21 protein-coding genes and 2 pseudogenes are annotated in these 17,551 nt (G+C 73.2%); 9 read left to right on the plus strand and 14 right to left on the minus strand.

All coding sequences use genetic code 11. From position 1 onward, the window contains the following. Window position 1: 1 nt before the first annotated feature. Window positions 2-970, plus strand: a pseudogene (locus GA0070622_RS26140) (YifB family Mg chelatase-like AAA ATPase); the annotation flags it as partial. Continuing rightward, on the plus strand, window positions 957-2,459 hold the full coding sequence (locus tag GA0070622_RS32725) for a recombinase family protein (protein WP_176710575.1): 1,503 nt from the start codon (window positions 957-959) through the stop codon (window positions 2,457-2,459). The pseudogene GA0070622_RS26140 and the gene GA0070622_RS32725, both read left to right, overlap by 14 nt. Before the next feature lie 1,403 nt (window positions 2,460-3,862). On the opposite strand, the gene GA0070622_RS26155 is transcribed toward GA0070622_RS32725, so the two are convergent. The 6 genes from GA0070622_RS26155 to GA0070622_RS32200 all read right to left on the minus strand — a co-directional run bounded on the left by GA0070622_RS26155 (window position 3,863) and on the right by GA0070622_RS32200 (window position 6,170). Beyond that, window positions 3,863-4,075 (minus strand): hypothetical protein, encoded by a 213-nt coding sequence (locus GA0070622_RS26155; protein WP_218060638.1) that lies wholly within the window; start codon window positions 4,073-4,075, stop codon window positions 3,863-3,865. Between the two features lie 11 nt (window positions 4,076-4,086). After that, window positions 4,087-4,764, minus strand: coding sequence for a hypothetical protein (locus GA0070622_RS26160; protein WP_091580188.1), 678 nt, complete (start codon window positions 4,762-4,764; stop codon window positions 4,087-4,089). A gap of 88 nt (window positions 4,765-4,852) precedes the next feature. After that, the gene (locus GA0070622_RS26165) at window positions 4,853-5,035 is read right to left on the minus strand and encodes a hypothetical protein (protein WP_091580192.1); all 183 of its coding nucleotides are present in this window, start codon (window positions 5,033-5,035) and stop codon (window positions 4,853-4,855) included. After that, window positions 5,032-5,280 (minus strand): hypothetical protein, encoded by a 249-nt coding sequence (locus GA0070622_RS26170; RefSeq protein ID WP_091580196.1) that lies wholly within the window; start codon window positions 5,278-5,280, stop codon window positions 5,032-5,034. The genes GA0070622_RS26165 and GA0070622_RS26170 overlap by 4 nt, the downstream gene beginning before the upstream one ends. Window positions 5,281-5,583: 303 nt before the next feature. Beyond that, complete coding sequence (locus GA0070622_RS32195) at window positions 5,584-5,796, minus strand: hypothetical protein (RefSeq protein WP_141684634.1); 213 nt, start codon at window positions 5,794-5,796, stop codon at window positions 5,584-5,586. Further along, window positions 5,793-6,170 (minus strand): hypothetical protein, encoded by a 378-nt coding sequence (locus tag GA0070622_RS32200; RefSeq protein WP_141684635.1) that lies wholly within the window; start codon window positions 6,168-6,170, stop codon window positions 5,793-5,795. The genes GA0070622_RS32195 and GA0070622_RS32200 overlap by 4 nt, the downstream gene beginning before the upstream one ends. A 1,044-nt stretch (window positions 6,171-7,214) precedes the next feature. Here GA0070622_RS32200 and GA0070622_RS26180 point away from each other — a divergent pair. Continuing rightward, complete coding sequence (locus tag GA0070622_RS26180; RefSeq protein WP_091580204.1) at window positions 7,215-7,469, plus strand: hypothetical protein; 255 nt, start codon at window positions 7,215-7,217, stop codon at window positions 7,467-7,469. A 27-nt stretch (window positions 7,470-7,496) separates the two neighbouring features. Here the strand turns inward: GA0070622_RS26180 and GA0070622_RS26185 are convergent, their stop codons facing one another. Together GA0070622_RS26185 and GA0070622_RS26190 are read right to left on the minus strand one after the other, a co-directional pair. Then, entirely contained in the window at window positions 7,497-8,033 is a 537-nt protein-coding gene (locus GA0070622_RS26185; protein WP_091580208.1) for a hypothetical protein, read from the minus strand. Window positions 8,034-8,202: 169 nt separating this feature from the next. Continuing rightward, entirely contained in the window at window positions 8,203-8,526 is a 324-nt protein-coding gene (locus GA0070622_RS26190; protein ID WP_091584031.1) for a hypothetical protein, read from the minus strand. A 383-nt stretch (window positions 8,527-8,909) separates the two neighbouring features. On the opposite strand from GA0070622_RS26190, the gene GA0070622_RS26195 reads away from it, so the two are divergent. Both GA0070622_RS26195 and GA0070622_RS26200 read left to right on the plus strand, forming a co-directional pair. Next, window positions 8,910-9,677 carry a DUF5753 domain-containing protein gene (locus tag GA0070622_RS26195; protein WP_091580212.1) on the plus strand — a complete coding sequence of 256 codons (768 nt, stop codon included), beginning with the start codon at window positions 8,910-8,912 and terminating at the stop codon, window positions 9,675-9,677. Further along, on the plus strand, window positions 9,668-9,859 hold the full coding sequence (locus GA0070622_RS26200; protein ID WP_091580216.1) for a DUF397 domain-containing protein: 192 nt from the start codon (window positions 9,668-9,670) through the stop codon (window positions 9,857-9,859). The genes GA0070622_RS26195 and GA0070622_RS26200 overlap by 10 nt, the downstream gene beginning before the upstream one ends. Window positions 9,860-9,916: 57 nt before the next feature. On the opposite strand, the gene GA0070622_RS26205 is transcribed toward GA0070622_RS26200, so the two are convergent. From GA0070622_RS26205 to GA0070622_RS26220, 4 genes are all read right to left on the minus strand, one after another. Further along, a complete protein-coding gene (locus GA0070622_RS26205; RefSeq protein ID WP_141684636.1) occupies window positions 9,917-10,255 on the minus strand; it encodes a hypothetical protein in 339 nt (112 codons plus the stop codon). A gap of 77 nt (window positions 10,256-10,332) precedes the next feature. After that, a complete protein-coding gene (locus GA0070622_RS26210; protein ID WP_091580225.1) occupies window positions 10,333-11,094 on the minus strand; it encodes a DUF2637 domain-containing protein in 762 nt (253 codons plus the stop codon). After that, complete coding sequence (locus GA0070622_RS26215; protein WP_091580230.1) at window positions 11,019-11,648, minus strand: helix-turn-helix domain-containing protein; 630 nt, start codon at window positions 11,646-11,648, stop codon at window positions 11,019-11,021. Before GA0070622_RS26215 ends, GA0070622_RS26210 begins: the two co-directional genes overlap by 76 nt. Further along, on the minus strand, window positions 11,645-11,932 hold the full coding sequence (locus GA0070622_RS26220; RefSeq protein ID WP_091580233.1) for a hypothetical protein: 288 nt from the start codon (window positions 11,930-11,932) through the stop codon (window positions 11,645-11,647). Before GA0070622_RS26220 ends, GA0070622_RS26215 begins: the two co-directional genes overlap by 4 nt. Before the next feature lie 77 nt (window positions 11,933-12,009). Here GA0070622_RS26220 and GA0070622_RS26225 point away from each other — a divergent pair. Next, window positions 12,010-12,624, plus strand: a pseudogene (locus GA0070622_RS26225) (ATP-binding protein); the annotation flags it as partial. Beyond that, window positions 12,621-13,820 (plus strand): DNA-processing protein DprA, encoded by a 1,200-nt coding sequence (locus GA0070622_RS26230; protein ID WP_176558840.1) that lies wholly within the window; start codon window positions 12,621-12,623, stop codon window positions 13,818-13,820. The pseudogene GA0070622_RS26225 and the gene GA0070622_RS26230, both read left to right, overlap by 4 nt. A 2-nt stretch (window positions 13,821-13,822) precedes the next feature. On the opposite strand, the gene GA0070622_RS26235 is transcribed toward GA0070622_RS26230, so the two are convergent. Further along, on the minus strand, window positions 13,823-14,164 hold the full coding sequence (locus GA0070622_RS26235; protein ID WP_091580240.1) for a hypothetical protein: 342 nt from the start codon (window positions 14,162-14,164) through the stop codon (window positions 13,823-13,825). 507 nt (window positions 14,165-14,671) lie between these two features. Between GA0070622_RS26235 and GA0070622_RS26240 the strand changes: the two genes are divergently transcribed. Together GA0070622_RS26240 and GA0070622_RS26245 are read left to right on the plus strand one after the other, a co-directional pair. Continuing rightward, window positions 14,672-15,688, plus strand: coding sequence for a tyrosine recombinase XerC (locus GA0070622_RS26240; protein WP_176710609.1), 1,017 nt, complete (start codon window positions 14,672-14,674; stop codon window positions 15,686-15,688). Between the two features lie 90 nt (window positions 15,689-15,778). After that, window positions 15,779-16,960, plus strand: coding sequence for an aminotransferase class V-fold PLP-dependent enzyme (locus tag GA0070622_RS26245; RefSeq protein WP_091580249.1), 1,182 nt, complete (start codon window positions 15,779-15,781; stop codon window positions 16,958-16,960). 13 nt (window positions 16,961-16,973) lie between these two features. On the opposite strand, the gene GA0070622_RS26250 is transcribed toward GA0070622_RS26245, so the two are convergent. Further along, window positions 16,974-17,546 carry a murein hydrolase activator EnvC family protein gene (locus tag GA0070622_RS26250; RefSeq protein WP_245666831.1) on the minus strand — a complete coding sequence of 191 codons (573 nt, stop codon included), beginning with the start codon at window positions 17,544-17,546 and terminating at the stop codon, window positions 16,974-16,976. Between the last annotated feature and the right edge of the window lie 5 nt (window positions 17,547-17,551).

Raw genomic sequence — 17,551 nt, forward strand, 5'->3', positions numbered from 1 at the left:
CATGGGCTACGCAAAGATTCTCAGCGTCGGCCTCGCCGGGGTCGCCGGGCACGTCGTGGCGGTCGAGGCCGACCTCGCCCCCGGCCTGCCCGCCGTGGTCATCTCCGGCCTGCCCGACACCGCGTTGCACGAGGCCCGCGACCGGGTCCGCGCCGCCATCGTCAACTCCGGCCAGAAGTGGCCCAACCGGCGGATCACCCTCAACCTGCTGCCCGCCACGCTGCCCAAGTACGGCTCCGCCTTCGACCTGGCCATCGCCGTGGCGGTCCTCGCCGGCTCCGGCGAGCTGCCCCCGGTCGCCCTCGACGGCACCGTCGTCCTCGGCGAACTCGGGCTCGACGGCACGGTCCGTCCGGTGCGCGGCACCCTGCCCATGGTCGCCGCCGCCGCCCGGGCCGGATACACCCGCGTGGTCGTGCCCGCCGGCAACGCCGCCGAGGCGGCCGTCATCCCCGGCGTCCTGGTCCACGCGGTCGACACCCTGCACCGGCTCGTCGCCCACGTCCGCAACGGCACGCCACTGCTCGCCCCGGCCGCGCGGCCACCGGCCGACGTCCCGGTCGGGCCCGACCTCAGCGACGTCGCCGGGCAGCCCCTCGGCCGCCGGGCCCTGGAGATCGCCGCCGCCGGTGGCCACCACCTCGCCCTGCTCGGCCCGCCCGGCGCCGGCAAGACCATGCTGGCCGAGCGGCTGCCGTCGGTCCTGCCCGAGCTGGACGACGAGGCCGCCCTGGAGGTGACCGCGCTGCACTCGATCGCCGGGCTGCTGCCGCCCGGCGGTGGCCTGCTGCGCCGTCCCCCGTTCCAGGCGCCGCACCACACCGCCACGGTGCCCGCGCTGGTCGGCGGCGGTTCGCCGCTGGCGAGGCCCGGAGCGGTCTCGCTGGCCCACCGGGGCGTGCTCTTCCTCGACGACGCGAGTAGGACGATAACACGCCAACGGCTACGCTCAACCCATGGACGTTCTAGGAGCGGTCAGGCTCTCCCGCGAGACTGAGGCGACAACCAGCCCGGCGCGGCAGAAAGAGATTCAAGAAGGCTGGGCCTCGGCCAACGGGCATCGCATCGTGGGATGGGCCGAAGACCTGGGCGTGTCGGCCAGCGTAGACCCGTGGGACCGGCCCGGCCTGGGCCCGTGGCTGCGCGGCGAGCGGGGGTCGTTTGACATCCTCACTTGCTGGCGAACGGACCGGGTTGCGCGGCGAGTGCTCCACTTCTCGAAGCTGATCGAGCACCTTCGCGGCAACGGCCGGACGCTGGTCAGCGTCACCGAGGGCTTCGACCTCTCAACGCCGATGGGCGAGACCATCGCAACGATCATCGCGGCGCTCGCCCAAGGTGAGCTTGCCGCAATCAAGGAGCGGACGAAGGGCAGTTACGACCACCTGACGAAGGTGGGCCGGCACCGGGGCGGTTTCGTGCCCTACGGGTACCGGCCTATCCCTGCCCTCGACGGACGCGGCTACGTGTTGGAGATCGACCCCGAGCCGGCGGCCATCCTCCGCGACGTCGCGGCGCGGGTCATCGGCGGCGAGTCCATCAACGCGATCGTCTCGGACCTCAACCGGCGCGGCGTGCCGACTTCACTCGACGTCCAGCGGATTCGGGCAGGGAAGGAACCGCGCGGGACTACCTGGCGCGTCGGCAATCTAGCGAACCTCCTACGGTCTGAGACCCTCCGCGGCTACCTCGTAACCGCTGACGGGTCACCGATCGTGAACGACGCCGGGCGGCGCGTCCGCCGGGCCGATGCCCTTCTAGACGACGGCGTGTGGCGCAAGCTTCAGAGTGAGATCAGCGACCGGGCGAACAACAGGAAGCCCCGCCCGCGTGTAAACGCCTCGGTGCTGCGCCGGGTCGCGTTCTGCGGCGTGTGCGAAGACCTGCGGCCGATGTACGTCTACCCAGGTCGCGGACGGAACTACTACCGGTGTTCCTCGAAGTCAGTCGGCGGGACGGGTTGCGGGAACGGCAGCACGCCCGCCGATTGGCTAGAGGCTCGGGTCGCAGAGGAGTTCCTGAGCCGGGCCGGTCACTTCGAGGTCATGCACCGGGTCTTCGTACCCGGCGAGTCGCACGCCGAGGAGCGCGCCGAGACGGAAGCCGCGCTCGGCCGCCTTGTCGAGCGGCTGGAGAAGATCCCGAGCGGCGGCGCGTCAGAGCGTGCCGTCCTGGCTCGGATGAGGGAGCACGAAGAGCACCTAGCAAAGCTCGCCGCGTTGCCCGAGACGCCGGACCGGTGGGAGGACGTCCCGACGGGCGAGACCTTCCGCCAGGTCTGGGACCGGGACCCCGAGGGCCGGAACGACCTCCTTCGCACGGCCGGCGTGCGGGCCTTCGTGTCCCGCGAGCCTCGTCGGCGAGGAACCCCGGCAGACGTCCGCTTCACTATGGGCGAGTTTGACGACCCCGAGGCCCAGCGCCTCGCCGAGATCGCGGCCGAGGAGGCGACGGCGTAGGCGTGTAAACGCCCCGAACACAGAAAGGCCCCTCACCCCGGGCGCGGACCGGAGTGAGGGGCCTTCGTGTGCGGAGATGTAAGCCTGCCACCTGCGGCCCGCGGCGGGCTGAGCGGGAGGGATCCCAGACGCGCGCCAGTCGAACACATGTTCGATGAGCTTCGCGGCGCGCCGCCTTCGCGCGGCCGATTTCCCCACCGGTTAATCGGCCACTACATTCGAAGCGTGCTTATTCAGGTACAGCCCCAGGTCAAGCTGATGCGTGGACCTAGTTCCAGGCGCAGACGTACGCGCGGGGGTCCATGGACGCCGACGGCGGCCAGGCGTACGCCTCGTTCGCTCGCCGAGGCCGGCAAAAACAACGACGGCACCCGTTGGCGCGGGTGCCGTCGCGAACAACACCCGTTGGCGCGGGTGCAACGAACGAGCAATCTCCAGACCCTCTGCGACAAGTGAAAGGAAGCCACTCGCTATGGCCACTGTACGACGGCCGGCAGGCCGAGGTAAGAAGCCCCTGGGAAACCGCGACATGTCGCCTCGGGGCCTCGCGCTCCTGGTCGCAACCGCCTTCGTGGTCTACCTAGCCTTTCAGCACCCCCAGGCAGCCCCTCCGGCGCTTGTGGGGATCGGGGCGCTCACGGTGCTCAACCAGCTTGTGAGCCGGGACCGGGACGAGGACTGATCAGCCCGGATGCGAACGCACAGAAGCCCCCGACCAAGAGACGAACTCCGATGGCCGGGGGCTTCCAACTTCAGCGCGAGCTACCGGTTTGCGCAGTGATCGGCGGCACTCTCCAACACGCTCGGCCGGACGTCACTCAGCGTGACGCGTGAGCGCTCGCGACCCTCACTCCGCGACCTCTATGCCCGTACAGAGGGCGAGGCGCTATGCCGCTTAGGTGACGGGGCGGGTCGGGGAGGGGGCCACCCCCCAGGGGCCGTGACACTCAGTCACATTCACGCTGAGTCACAGCGAGCCAGGATGACGCTCGGACTCACGCTCTCGGCGTGGCCGTGGCCGGCGTGCCTGGGCCGCCTGCGTGGCGTAGCCGGGTCGCCGCACGCCGCGCTGCGCACCGATCGCACAGCGGTTCCCATCCGGTCGGGTCGGTGGCCGGGCCGCGGGCGCTGCGGACGGCGGTGTCCGTGAGTGCGCCGCACTCAACGCCGAGCATGGTTGCGGCGTGGCAGCGGTACCCAGCGGTGTGCAGGGCCAGCCGGACGGCTCGGCGGGCGCGGGGGTCGGGCTGGCTCGTCACGGTGAGGACGTCAGTCACGCGGGTGCCCTTCGCTGGGGATTGGATACGGCGACGGCCCCCGAGTTCCCCCGAGGGCCGTTGCAGCGTTGTCAGTCGGTGGCGGTGGTTTCCGCCTTGGCCTCGGCGGCGATGAGCTGGGCGTACTCAAACGGCCAGGCGGCGAGCCTCGTCCTGAATCGCAGTCGGCCCGTCCGCCGTAATCCGGGCAGCCAGGGCGTCCGACAGGCCATACCGATCCGCGGCGTCTCGAACGAGGTAAGCCCGGTCGGCGCGCTGCGCTCGCTGCGCGTCCCTCGCCCGCTGGGCCTCCTCGGCGGCGGCCAGGGCGCGACTCACCTTGTCGCTGATGTGGTCCATGCCCGCCACGATCAGACCTCCTCGAAGGGGTCGGCGGCGATCAGGTCGGCCGGGATGCCGGTCGCGCAGACGGTCAGGTCCTCCCAGGCCATGCCCAGTCGTGCCAGGCGACCGGGGAAGTTCCGGGGGTTGGCCTGGTGTACGGCCTTGTAGTGCAGGGCCAGGGCGGCGTGTTGCTCGACGGTGGTCGGCCGGCGCGCGGCCCGGAGGTTGTCCAGCCCGGCGATCGCAGACGACACGCCCTCGGCCTCCTCGTAGGCCGCGCGGGCCTCGCGGATCGCGCGGGCCGAGGTCGCGGCCAGCTCGGGCAGACGCGCCGCGAGGATCGGCCGCAGCCCCTCGTGATTCGCCGGGACGCTGTTCTCGTATGCCCTCGCAGCGGCGTACGCGCGGCTCATCGCAGTTCGGATCTTGATCTCACCTTGGCGGATATGCTCGTCGGTGATCTCCTGGCTGACCGGGGCGGGAGGGTTCTTACCCGCCCGGATCGCGGCGGTGATCGCAGCGCGGTTGTCCTCGAAGGCGTCGCGGATCGCGTCGACCTCGTCCCGCTCAGCGCTCGTCGCAGCGTTCGCGGTTTCCAGCGCGTCGTAAGCGGACCGGACGGCGGTCGGGCAGTCGGGGTGGCCGAGGACCCAGGCGGGAACGCCCCAGTCGGGGTGGACCAGGTCACCGGTAGAGGTGGGCATGTGCTCTCCTTGGGCGGTTGCGACCCCTGGCAGACGGGCTCTGCCGGGCGATCGGGGCGGGTTGGTAGATCGGTTGGGGGTAGACGGATCAGGCGCTCTCGGGGCTTGTCTCCGGGGTCTCTTCGGCGGCCTGGCGGGCGGCCTCTTCGGCGTGATGCCGGGCGACGGCCTCGCGGTCCCGGCGGCGAAGCGCGCCCAAAATCGGGTCCTCGTCACGGCGGTCACGGCCAGTCATGCGCTGGTAGATGACCTCCCAATTCGCCTCGATCACGCGGCCTCCTCGCCGGGAACGGCGACCAGGCGGAAGCTCCACTCGCGCCGGCCGACGCGCGGTGGGTAAATGGCGATCCCAAAGGAGTTCCACAGCTCGGCTCGGGCTCGGCCGACATGCGAAACGGCGGCGGCTTCGTCCTCGGTGGCGCGGCTGTCCGGGTTCCGCTCGCGGAAGAGGGCCAACAGAGCGGCGGGCGTCGCGGTGAAGTAGCCCCGCCCGTCTAGGACCGCCTCGGCGATCACCTGGGCGACGGTCGGACCGTCGAAAGGTGAGGGCACGGGGCTGAGGACGCGGGCGACGGCGCGCGGGTGGGGTTGTGGGCGGGGGCGAAGACGTCGGGTCACAGGCGGTCTCCGGTCGGGTAGGGCGGGCGGATAGGGCGGGTCGACCCGGGCCAGGGCCCGCCGGGAGAGACGCGACGGGCCCCAGCCGCGGGGAGCACGGCCCGGGTGACTCCGGGCGCGCTGGCCGCGTCGGCTGAACCGCCCAAGGGGCCGACGCGGGGAAGACGCACGGCCCGGGGGCGTGCGCGAAGGGGGTAGGACTCAGGCAGCGCTTTTGCGGATCCGCCAGGCGTTCAGGCTGACGACGGTCCCGCCGGAAGGTCGGGCTGCCGGACGGGGCGTCGCTGCGGACTTGCGGCGCCGTTGATGAAAAGCGGAAGCGGCGTCGATTTTCGGGCGCAGCTCGGCAAGCAGCATCTCTGCGGCTCGTTGGACAACAGCGTCCGCGAACCTGTCGGCCTGGTCCTGAGTCATGCGGCTCTCCGTCCCTCCAGGTCGTACAGCTCGGCGACGCGGTTCAGTAGCTCGGCGGCGGTCGCACGGGCCACGTACAGGCGAACGTTTCCGGTGCCGCGTCTCCGGCCCCCGAGGGCAGCGTCAGCGACGGCGTAGAACCTGCGCGGACCGGGCACCGCCGGGATAGCGGGGAAGCCGTCCTCGGCTTCGCACTCGGCCCAGCTCGCGGGATCGTCGCGGTAGGTCTCCACCCATTCGCCGATGTCGGCGGCGGCCAGGGCGTGCAGCTCCGGCGCGGGCACGTAGGTTCCGGGCTCGGTTTCCTCGGACCACTGGGCCACCCAGACGCGAGCGGACTCGACCTCGGCGGCCTGGCGGCGCTCTCGGCTCACGCGCTGACGTTCGGTCGCGGACGTCGGGACCGGACGCTCCCGGCGCTCAACCCGGGGCCGCCAGCGAGGCGCAGCGACCCGGACGGCGCGGACGGCGTCACGGAGGTACCCGATTACCTCGCCATGATCACCGTCTAGCAGATACCGCCGCAGGTCGACATACGGGCGGCCAGCGTCGGCACGGTCGGGAAGGACGTCCAGCGCGGCACGTAGCTCCTCGGCCAGGACGTCGAAACTCTCAGGGCCCGGGTCGCGGGGATCGCCCACACGGCGGCGGCGTATAGCGGCCCCGTCGGCGTACACCTCGCAGCCGTCAGCCAGGACCGGCGCGGCGAACACACGCGCCAGAACCCGAGGCGAGGGAAACTCAAGCCAGTAGCCGGCGGCAACTCTCTTCCGGCGCGGGGCGTCAGCGCGGGATGGTGCACGGCCCCCGTCGCGAAGAGCGGCCAAGGCGTCGCCTGGGCTACCTGGTGGGGGCGGTGGGCCTTCGGACACGGTCAACTCCTCATGGTCAGCGCCGGGGATGGCGCAGCCGGCGGACGGCGGAATTCGTTGGTGGGCCTCGGATTTCGTCCATCTCTGGCCTCCGCGGGGCGGTGTTCGTGGTGGTGGCTTCGTGTTAGTGGGCCTCAGCGCTTCTAGGTGTTCACTAGGTAAGTCGGCCAGCGGGCCCCGCAGTGTTCAGCGGGCCGGCGTGCCCTTCGCCGGGCAGCCGGCGGCGGCCAGGGCGCGGCCGGAGGCGGCTCGCGCGCGAGTTACGGAAGGCGTCACACGTGACGTTCTGACGTCACCTCTTATTACTTCTTCAAGGCGGCGGCGTCGTCGTCTAACAGGACTATGGGAAGAGACCTCGGAACGTCACTCGTGACGCCTTCCGTAACTCGCTCTGCCCTTCGCGGCGCTTCCCCGCGCTGTCTCAGCACGCAAAGAGACCCGCCCCGGGCCGTCTCCCACGGGGGAAGGAGAAGGGCGCCAGGGCGGGCGACAGGGGGGCGTGGGTCAGTGTCGACGTGGCGCGGGGCCGGGTGCCATGCTGGCGGTATGAGCGAGCTAACCCGGGAAGAGCTGCTTACGCTGCTTCAACTGGTGGTGAGACTTCAAGGTGAGGTGATGCTGAAGCTTCTGGGGGACGAGTCCGTCCGCCACCTGGCCAACTCCTTTGACGGCTTCGATGAGCTGTCGTCGGCGGAATCGGACTCTGCCCGGTTGATTCAGGGGCTAGAGCGCTTGGGCCCCCGCTTGCGGCTGGCGCTGGGGGAGATGGTGCACCCCGACGAGGCCCGGCCGCTGACGTGACCGGGCCTCGCTGCGCGCTGGCGGGGGTTACCGCTGGCGGAGTCCTCCGCCGCCGCCCGAGGCGGACAGGGTGACGCAGGCGTAGTGACTGGCGGTCACCTTCGCGGTGTTGCCGTTGGACGAGACGTAGTAGTAGGCGAAGCCGATCGTGTCCACGCAGTACTTCACGGTGCTGGTGGCGGGCCACCGCACGCCGTAGCTAGGGCCGGTCCGGTCGCAACTGCTGATCGCGCCCGTTGCGCCCGTGCACGAGTTGCTGCCGGTCTTGACGACCGATCCGCCGTTGTCGCGGATCTTCCACTCCAGGTTGAGCTTCCGGTACGCCTGGTTGCTGGTCGCCCACCCGCTCATCAGGCCGGTGGTGTAGACCGTGGCGTCGCAGATCTTCACGCCGCTCTGGATGGCGCAAGAGGGCGTGCCCTGGTAGATCGTGCCTCGCACGTTCCCGGCAGCCGGCGGCGGCCAGGTGGAGAACGGCGACGGCTTGACGGCGGCCCCGGCCGATCCGGTCATCAGCGCCAGTGCGGCGATGCAGACGGCCATGCCGGTGACGGCGGCTCGCATCAGTCGCGCGAACGTGCGGGGTGTGCTGTGGGGGTGCATAGAAAGCCCTTCTGTGCTCTCGCTGCGTATGGAGGATTCTTGTTCGCGATGCGTGAGTGTTGGCCTGGGAGCCCGGCGTGCGAGGCTGAGGCAGGCGGACCGCGCTCCCTCGGAAGAATCGGTTGCGCCATCAGGACCGGCTCACGATCGAACGCCGGAACGGGCCCCAAGCAACGAAGCGGTCGAACATCTCGGGCGGGCTCAGCCCGTCGTGCGGGTTCAGGTGATAGAGGTCGCGCATCGCCTCGTACATGAGGCCGGCGAGGTAGATCGTCAGGCCAGGCATGTTGGTCTCGTAGTCGACCTTCAGCAGCATCCGGGCGTGAGAGCACGGCCACGGCTGGCCGCAGGCTCGGCAGGCCCACGTCGGGCGTAGCGGCGTGTGCGGCGGGACCGTCTCGGTGCGGTAGCGGGGTCGATCCGGCGTGGGGCCTGCGGACGGGACCGGGAGCATGGACGAGATCACCACCGGCCCCCGTTCGCGCGGAACGTCTGAGCCGGCGTCAGGTTGCCCGCGCGGCCGGGGTTGGTTGTCGGGAAAACATCGGTGGGGGCGGTCGCCCACGCCGGGCGTTGCGGTACCGAACGCGGGCCGGGCTTCGGCGAATCGGGGTCACAGCGCCAGAACCGAAGTCGCATGGTGGTGTCTCCTTCGCGGTGGCCTTATGTGGGGCCGCTCCGCTCACCCTCGGAACGGCCCCGGCACGTACACGACCGCCGGGCTATTCGCCTCCACCGGCCGCGCCGTCTACCCTCACCCTGCGCCCCGTTGCGGAACCATCACACAGCGTTGCACTATCGTCTGTAGACGTTCGGGACGTTCCGAGGGAGCAAGGAATGAACCACGCAGTAATTGAGGCGATGGCCGCTTCGGGTGAGACGGCTGACAGCCTCGCAGCTCAAATCGGTGTTGATCCGAAAACCGCGGCCAAGTGGGCGAACCCCGGACGGATCCCTCAGACTCGCCATCGGAACCGGGTCGCGGAACTTCTCGGCCGCGAGGCAGAGCACCTATGGCCAGACGTACTGAAGCGGCGGGAACCGGCGTGGTTCCGGCGGTGGGTCGATGTCGAGCGGGAAGCGGTCGCGCTACGAGCGTTTCAGCTCGCGTGGGTACCCGGCTTGCTACAGACCGAGGAGTACGCGCGGGCAACCCTCGCGTGGGAGGCGCTGACGCCGGCGGAAGTCGAGGAGCTGGTTTCCGCTCGTATCGCTCGGCAAGCCGTCCTCTCGAAGGAACGGGGGCCACTGTTCGTGGCGGTCATGGACCAAGCCGTACTTGAGCGTCCCATCACGGCGGACCCCGCGGTAATGGGTGCCCAGCTCGCGCACCTCGTACGGTGGGCCGAACTGCCGAGTGTTGAGCTGCACATCGTGCCCGGCGAGACGAGAGCGTACCCCGGGTTGAACGGGCCGTTCACCATCGCCGATCTTCCGGACGGGGCGCGGGTGGCGCATGTCGACAGTCAAGCCCGCGCGCAGATCGTTGAGCAGGCATCGGAGCTTGCTACGCTCGAACGACGGTGGGAACGCATCCGGAGTGAGGCTCTACCCCGGGGGCGATCGATGGACTTTCTGAGAGAAGCGGCAAGATCATGGACATGATCGGTGCGCGTTGGCGCAAGAGCACGAAGAGCGGCAGCAACGGCGGCGACTGCGTAGAGGTCGCCGACAACCTTCCCGGCGTCGTCGGCGTCCGGGACTCCAAGGACCCGACCGGGCCGGCGCTGGTTTTCGCCCCGGAGTCCTGGCGGGCCTTCCTCGCCCAGGTCGCCGAGCGCGACTGACCGCAGACACGCGAAAGCGCCCGTCCCTCAGTTGGGGCGGGCGCTTCGCGTTGTAGCTCAGTCGTCGGCGAGCGGATGCCGGAAGCCGTCCAGCGGGGCGACAACGGGCGAGTCATGCTGTGTCAGCCGCAGGCATTCCGCCCAGGCGTCGACCAGCGGCCGACCGTCGCGGGCGAAGCTACATAGGACGTCCTCCACGATCAGCCGGACCGCTCCCGCGGCCTCGGACAGCGCCGGACGCGGAAGCCAACCGAGCCTGGCGCCCTGCCGGGTCAGGTGCCCAACGACCTCGCGGCCGGCGCGGACGGTGACGATTTCGCCGGGACCGAGGTAGTCGTGGCCGGGGTAGCTCGCAGGCGTGTAAACGGGGTCCATCGGGGCGGGTCGCCAAGGCACGGCGCGGCCTCCTTCGGTAGCGGGTTCGGGTACGGCGGGGGCCGCCAGCGACACGGCCGGCGGCCCCAGAGGGTTGCTCAGGCGGCAGCGGCGGCCGTCGCGGTAGCGGGCCGGGGCCAGTGTCGCTGAGCGGTCCTGACACTTACGCCCAGGGCGGCGGCGACACTGCCGGGAGTCGCGCCAGCGTCACGGGCGGCGGCTCGGATCGCGGCGGCGGCCGACTGACGCGACGGCGGGCGAGGCGTCGCCTTCGCCCGGGGCGTCACGACAGGCTCGGCCGTGACGTCGGCAACCGGGGCGGCCGACACGTCGCCCCGCCCGGCGTCCGCCCGGCCGTCGTCGGCGACAGACGGAGCGACCAGCACAGGGGCGAGGACGGGCGACACCGGGGCCGCGTCGGCGACAGCCTCGGGCGCACGCCCCGACCTAGCCAGTACCTCGACCGTCAGCAGCAGCGCGACGGCGGGCCACGCCGACACGACACGGGCGGTCGCGTCCGGCGGTGCGACGATCACGTTCGCGGCAAGCGACGCCGCCACGCCGAGCACGAACGCCAGCCATGCCGACCAGCGCGACCGGCGGCCGTCGCCGAGCGCCAGCGTCGCAACAAGGATCATGCCGTCCACGGACAGCGGCAGCAGCGCGGCCAGTAGCGGCGGCTGTCCCGCGCGCTCGGCCAGCTCCCGCATGTGGTCATACGAAGCAACGGCCGCGATGACGGTCACGGCGACCGTGCCAGCCAGAGACGCAACCCGGCGGGCGTTCACGCGACACCGCCCAGGGCCTCGGCGCGGCAGGGGCCGCAGTTGCCGGCAGGGCTTCCCCGATGCTTCGGGCACTGACCGGCGCGGGGGTCGGTCGGTAGCGCGACGCCGCCCCGAAGGGAGCGGGCGCGCGGGGACGGTTCTTTGATGGTTAAGGACGGTTCGTACGTCGTGGGCGACGCCCCGGTCGGTCGTAGACGACGCCCCGGTCGGTCGCCGACGACGCCCCGGTCGACCGGGGCGACGCTCACGACGCCACGGTTATCCACAGGCTCGACAAGCTCGGCCGGGCGGCCCGACTGCGGCTCGGCGAGGTTGCTCAACTCGGCTGGCGTCTCCCGGCGGCGCTCGACCGCCAGGTCCCACACGACGGGCCGCCGATCAGTCGGCATGTGCTGCACGTGCCGCTGGTTGCCACGCCGGATCAGCCCCCGGCGCTCCAGCTCGGCGAGGTCGCGCTGAACGGCCCGGATGCCCTTGCGGCCGTAGTGCGCGAGGCGGCCCTGAGACGGCCACGCGGCCCGGCCGTCCGGGTGAGCGTGATTCGCCAGGCCAAGGAGGGTCACGAGGGCAGTCGGCGGAACGTCGGGGGCGTCGTTCAGCGCCCAGGAGACGGCTTCGATGCTCATCGGGCACCGGCCAGGGCGGCGGCGAGGGTCACGACCGGAACGCCGTACAGGTCGGCAATGACCGGCTCGAACAACGCCGAGCAGTCGCCGACGGTCACCAGCGCGTCGGCGGCGGCGACGGCGTCCAGGTCGTCCGCGACGACCGAGACCAGGTCGTCAGCGTCGATCGTGTCGGCGGCGGTCGCCGAGGTGACCAGGAAGCCGGCGGCGATCAGGGCGGCGGTCGCGGCGGCGAGCGCGGCGGAACGGGCCGGGGCGGCGATATAGGCGGTAGGCTGGCGCATGGCGGGGTCCTCTCCCGTCCGTGCCCCGGAGCGTTGCAGCGCTGCCGGGGCTATTCCGTTGGTGTGCGTCGGAATTTCTTGACGAGGCGCCCGAGTTCGGCAAGGGCGCCCTGGAGGCGTTGCGCCAGCCGCTGGAGAGTGGTCTGGTCCGGGTGGCACGCACCCGGGGCGTCGTCGAATACCCGGCCCGGACGCAGCTGGTGCTGGCCGCCAACCCCTGCCCCTGCGCGAAACCGTCCGGCGACGTCGACTGCGAGTGCGCGCCGCTGGCCCGGCGACGCTACCTGGGACGGCTCTCCGGCCCGCTGCTCGACCGCGTCGACGTGCTGGTCACGCTGCCGGCGATGCGCGCGGCGGAGCTGTTGCACACCGACACGCCGCACGAGTCCTCGGCGACCGTGGCCGCCCGGGTGGCCGTGGCCCGGCGAGCCGCCGCCGATCGCTGGGCGGCCACCGGGCACCGGGTGAACGCCGAGGTTCCCGGCCCCTACCTGCGCCGGCCGCCGTGGCACCTGCCGGCGCGGGTGACCCGCGAGCTGCGTCGCCGCCTCGACACCGGCTCGCTCTCGGCGCGCGGGTACGACCGGGTGCTCCGGCTCGCGTGGACGGTCGCCGACCTGGACGGCCGGGACCGCCCCGACCAGGGGGACGTCGCGGAGGCCATCCACCTCAGGACGGGAGAGGGCGCGTGACCGCCACCGACGAGCAGCGGCTGGCCCGGGTCGCGCTGACCTGGCTCGCCGAGCCCGGCACGCGGTCGGTCCACGCCCTGGTCGAGCGGATCGGCCCGGCGGCGACGCTCGACCTGCTGCTGGCCGGCGACGCGCCGGAGCGGACGCTCCGGTCGGCCGTCGCGGCCCGCACGGCGGCCGGTGACGCGCGCCGGGTGGCCGCCGAGGCCCTGGCCCGGGCCGAACGGCTCGGGGCGCGGCTGGTCACGCCGGAGGACGACGAGTGGCCGGCGCCGGTCGGCGAGCTGCGCCGGCTGGTGCTGCCCGACGCCGCCCGGCGGGTCGACGTGGAAACCGATCCGCCGCTCTGCTTCTGGGTACGCGGCGGCTGGCCGCTCGACGAGACACTGGCGCGTTCGGTGGCCGTGGTCGGCGCGCGGGCGGCCACCCCCTACGGCTCGCACGTCGCCACGGAGCTGGGCTACGGACTGGCCGACCGGGAGTGGACGGTCGTCTCCGGCGGGGCGTTCGGCATCGACTCGGCGGCCCACCGCGGGGCGTTGACCGCCGGCGGGCGCACCGTCGCGGTGCTGGCCTGCGGCCTGGACCGCCCGTACCCGATGGGCAACGCGGCGCTCTTCGACCGGATCGCCGAGACCGGCCTCCTGGTGAGCGAGTGGATGCCCGGCGCCGAACCGTTGCGTCCCCGGTTCCTCATCCGCAACCGGGTCATCGCGGCGGCCACCAGGGGCACGGTGCTGGTCGAGGCCGCCGCCCGCAGCGGCGCCACCCAGACGCTCAACCGGGCGCTCGGGCTCGGCCGACCTGCCATGGTGGTGCCGGGGCCGGTCACCTCGGCCATGTCGGTGGGCGGGCACGAGGTGCTCCGGGAACGGCCGTACGCCCGGCTGGTCACCGGTGTCGCGCACGTGCTGGAGGAGGTCGGGCGGATCGGGTACGACCTGGCGCCGCCGGCCCGGGCGGCCGAGCGGCCGAGGGACCGGCTCGACGACGAGGCCACCCAGGTGTTGGAGGCGCTGCCCCGCCGCCGGGCCCTCGACCTGGAGAGCGTCGCGGCGCGGGCCGGCGTGGACCTGCGCACCGCGATGCGAAAACTGTCCATGCTGGAGGAGCTGGAGCTGGTGGTGCGCCGGAGCGACGGCGGATACGCGCTCACGCCCCCCGACGCCGCCGAGCGGGGACGGCGGCCGTCGTGACGTCAGTCGCCCTCGAACCGGATCTCGACGTCGCGGCTCTCCTGGCAGCGGCGGGCGAGCCGGGCCAGCCGGCGGACCTGGTCGACCTCCGCCGGCGCCGCGGCCGCCTCGGCCAGACCACGCAGCTCGGTGAGCAGCTGCGGCACCTGGCCGGCGTCGACGACCAGCTCACCGAGCGGGTCGACCCGGTCCAGCAGCGGGGTGCGACCGCCGCCGCGTACCCGCTTGAGCAGGTCGAGCAGCACGTCCCGCGGATCCGCGACGACCTCGATCGAGACGTACGCGGGCGGGCGGCGGGCCGCGCCGGCCCGCACCCGCCGGTAGAGGACGGCATCCACTCCCACGCCCGGTCCCTCCTCGTGCCGGCGTCACCGTCGCGGGACGCCCTGCCGATCGCCGCCGACCCGACCCTGCCGCCCGGCGCCCACCACCCCCGCCGCCCGCCGACGCCAGGGAGGGCCCGCCCCACCCGTCGGCGACGGCGGGGAACCGGTGGCCGGTTCCCCGCACCACCTTCTCGCCACACGAGTTTCCCCTGTCCAGCGCCGCTTCTGCCACCCCGCCCGGCGCGCCGCCACGACCAGGTGTCGCCGGCGCGGGCCGTCTCGCCGAGGTGGCGGTGTCCCGGGCACCGACACCGCCACCCGGGCGGGGTGGAGTCGATCGTCGTGGGGCGGGACCGAGGCGGCGGGCCGGGGCGTGCCGGCCGTACGCTGGGGTGGTGTTGGCCGTCCGCACCCGCACGATCGGATCCGACTCCGACCACGACCGCCGGTCCGAAGCGGCCGGGGCCGTCGGTGGGTGAGCGGCGGCGCGGCACCCGGGCCACGCACGAGGAGCTGCCGGCGCCGATGCGCGAGGCGGTGGACGACTTCGCCGACCACCTGTCGCGGGTCCGTGACCGTTCGGCGCACACCGTCCGGGCCTACGTGACCGATCTCGTCTCGCTGCTCGACCACGCGGTCCGGATGGGTTGTGCCGACCTGGCGGGGCTGGATCTCGCGATGCTGCGCAGCTGGCTGGCCAAGCAGCGGACCATGGGGGCCGCCCGGACGACCATGGCCCGGCGGGTGGCGGCCGCGCGCACCTTCAGCGCCTGGGCGCACCGGGCCGGGCTGCTCCCCCACGACGTCGCCGCGCCGCTCGCCAGCCCCCGGGCCGGCCGGGAGCTGCCCACCGTCCTGCGCGCCGACCAGGCAGCCGCCCTGATGGACGCCCCGCTGCGCGCGGCGGACGCCCCCACCCCGGCCGACACGGCTCCTGCCGACGGTCGCACGGCCACCCCGGCTCCCGCCGGCAACACGGCGGACCCGGGCGACACGGCCGAGCAAAGCGAGGCGGCGGCCCCGGAGGGCGCGACCGGTGCGGCGCTGCTGCGGGACCGGCTGTTGCTCGAACTGCTCTACGGCACGGGGGTACGCGTCAGCGAAGCCTGCGGTCTGGACGTGGCCGACGTCGACCAGGCCCGCCGCGTGGTGCGCGTGCTCGGCAAGGGCGGCCGCGAGCGCGCGGTGCCGTACGGCGTGCCGGCGCAGCGGGCTCTGGACGCATGGCTGCGGCACGGCCGCCCGCGTCTGGCGACACCGGGATCGGGCCGCGCGCTGCTGCTCGGCGCCCGGGGCGGGCGGCTCAACCCGACCACCGCCCGGCGGATCGTGGCCGGCTGGTCCGGCGCGGCCGGGCTACCGAGGGTGACCCCGCACGGGCTGCGCCACTCGGCCGCCACCCACCTGCTCGAAGGGGGCGCCGACCTGCGGGCCGTGCAGGAGCTGCTGGGGCACTCGTCGCTCGCCAGCACCCAGATCTACACCCACGTCTCGGTCGAGCGGCTGCGGGCGGCCTACCGGCAGGCACACCCCCGGGCCTGACCCGCCGTCGCACCGCACCGGCCGCCGCCCGCCGGGCCCGCGGACGCGGAAGCGGTCGGGCGATGATCCACCACGGGCTACGATCGACGGATGACGGTGCCGCGGCCACCCGAGCCGATCCCGGGGGCTCGGCTGCTCTTCTCCCTCGACCCGTCCGTCAGCCACCTCAACCACGGCGCGTTCGGCGCCGTGCCGATCCCTGTGCAGCGCGCCCAGCAACGGCTGCGCGACGAGATGGAGTCGAACCCGCTGCGGTTCTTCACCCAGGGCCTGGTGGACCGGATCGCGCACGCCCGGCGGCACCTGGCCACCTTCATCGGGGCCGACCCCGACGGCACCACCCTGGTCGGCAACGTCACCGCCGGCGCGGCCGTCGTGCTCCAGTCGCTCGCGCTGCGCCCGGGCGACGAGGTGGTGACCACCGACCACGGGTACGGGGCGGTGGCCCTGTCGGTGGCGCGGGAGTGCGCGCGGACCGGTGCGGTGTCCCGGACCCTGCCGGTGCCGTTGTCGGCCACCGACGAGGAACTGGTCGAGATCGTCCGCGACGGGCTGCGCCCCGGGCGCACCCGGCTGCTGATCGTCGACCAGCTCACCTCGCCGACCGCCCGGCTGTTCCCGACCTCGGCGCTGGTCGCGGTGGCCCGGGAGCAGGGCGTGCCCGTGCTGGTGGACGCGGCGCACGCGCCGGGCATGCTGCCCACCACGGTCGCCTCGGTCGGCGCCGACTTCTGGGTCGGCAACCTGCACAAGTGGGCGTACGCGCCGCGCGGCACCGCCGCGCTGGTGGTCGCCGAGCGGTGGCGTGAGCGCATCCAGCCGCTCGTGGTCTCGTGGGAGCAGGACGCCGGGTTCCCGACCCGGGTCGAGTGGCAGGCCACCCTCGACTACACCGGCTGGCTGGCCGCCCCGGTCGGCCTGTTCACGCTGCGCAGCCTCGGCGTGGACCGGGTCCGGGCGCACAACGCGGCACTGGCCGCGTACGGGCAACGGGTCGTCGGGGACGCGCTCGGGGTGGCGCCGGAACGGCTGCCGGAGCCCGGCGGACCGGCGGTCGCCATGCGGCTCGTCCCGTTGCCGCCCGGCGTCGCGACCACCCTGGACACGGCCCGGGAGCTGCGGGCCCGGATCGCGGACCGGATCGGCGCGGAGGTGTCGGTCGCCGGCTGGAACGGGCGGGGTTACCTGCGCCTGTGCGGCCAGGTCTACAACACCCCGGAGGAGTACGACCGGCTGGCCGTGCGCCTGCCCACGCTGCTCGCCCAGGGCTGACCGGGCGGCCCGCTCACGGGCCGGGCGGGGTCGGGTCGAGCGGGAGCAGCCGGGCGCGACCGAAGCCGAGCAGCGCGAGCGGGTCCAGGTAGTCGGCACCCCGGCGCAGCCCCCAGTGCAGGCAGGCCGTGACGGGGCAGCCCGGGTGGCCGCCGCGCAGCTCACCGATCGGCGTGCCGGCGTCGACGGCGGCGCCGGCGGCGAGGCGGGACCGGACCGGCTCGTAGGTGGTGCGCAGCCCGTCGCGGTGCCCGACGGTGACCACCGGTCGGCCGGCGACCGGACCGGCGAACAGGACCGTCCCGGGGCCGGCCGCGCGTACCTCGGCGCCCGGGTCCCCGGCCAGGTCCACGCCGCGGTGCCCGGCCCGCCACGGCTGCGGCGGCGGATCGAACCGGCGGACCACCAGGGCCCGGCCGGCCAGCGGCCACCCGAACGGCCCGGCGGCGCGGGCGCCGGTCCGGCCTCCCGCCGCCACCGGTTCCGAGCCCGCCGGCACGGCCCCTGGCGCACCCGTCGGCACGGTCGGGGTGAGGATCAGCGTCAGCAGCAGGGCCGCGCCGACGCGACCGGTCGAGGTCCACACACCGC

The sequence above is a fragment of the Micromonospora sediminicola genome (genome assembly GCF_900089585.1).
GTDB classification, from domain to species: Bacteria; Actinomycetota; Actinomycetes; order Mycobacteriales; family Micromonosporaceae; genus Micromonospora; species Micromonospora sediminicola.

Bases quoted from the DNA above. Each gene is read 5' to 3' on its own strand.
- GA0070622_RS32725 (WP_176710575.1), top strand. From the start codon at position 957: ATGGACGTTCTAGGAGCGGTCAGGCTCTCCCGCGAGACTGAGGCGACA.
- GA0070622_RS26155 (WP_218060638.1), bottom strand. From the start codon at position 4,075: ATGGACCACATCAGCGACAAGGTGAGTCGCGCCCTGGCCGCCGCCGAG.
- GA0070622_RS26160 (WP_091580188.1), bottom strand. From the start codon at position 4,764: ATGCCCACCTCTACCGGTGACCTGGTCCACCCCGACTGGGGCGTTCCC.
- GA0070622_RS32195 (WP_141684634.1), bottom strand. From the start codon at position 5,796: ATGACTCAGGACCAGGCCGACAGGTTCGCGGACGCTGTTGTCCAACGA.
- GA0070622_RS26180 (WP_091580204.1), top strand. From the start codon at position 7,215: ATGAGCGAGCTAACCCGGGAAGAGCTGCTTACGCTGCTTCAACTGGTG.
- GA0070622_RS26185 (WP_091580208.1), bottom strand. From the start codon at position 8,033: ATGCGAGCCGCCGTCACCGGCATGGCCGTCTGCATCGCCGCACTGGCG.
- GA0070622_RS26190 (WP_091584031.1), bottom strand. From the start codon at position 8,526: ATGCTCCCGGTCCCGTCCGCAGGCCCCACGCCGGATCGACCCCGCTAC.
- GA0070622_RS26195 (WP_091580212.1), top strand. From the start codon at position 8,910: ATGAACCACGCAGTAATTGAGGCGATGGCCGCTTCGGGTGAGACGGCT.
- GA0070622_RS26200 (WP_091580216.1), top strand. From the start codon at position 9,668: ATGGACATGATCGGTGCGCGTTGGCGCAAGAGCACGAAGAGCGGCAGC.
- GA0070622_RS26215 (WP_091580230.1), bottom strand. From the start codon at position 11,648: ATGAGCATCGAAGCCGTCTCCTGGGCGCTGAACGACGCCCCCGACGTT.
- GA0070622_RS26220 (WP_091580233.1), bottom strand. From the start codon at position 11,932: ATGCGCCAGCCTACCGCCTATATCGCCGCCCCGGCCCGTTCCGCCGCG.
- GA0070622_RS26240 (WP_176710609.1), top strand. From the start codon at position 14,672: ATGCGCGAGGCGGTGGACGACTTCGCCGACCACCTGTCGCGGGTCCGT.
- GA0070622_RS26245 (WP_091580249.1), top strand. From the start codon at position 15,779: ATGACGGTGCCGCGGCCACCCGAGCCGATCCCGGGGGCTCGGCTGCTC.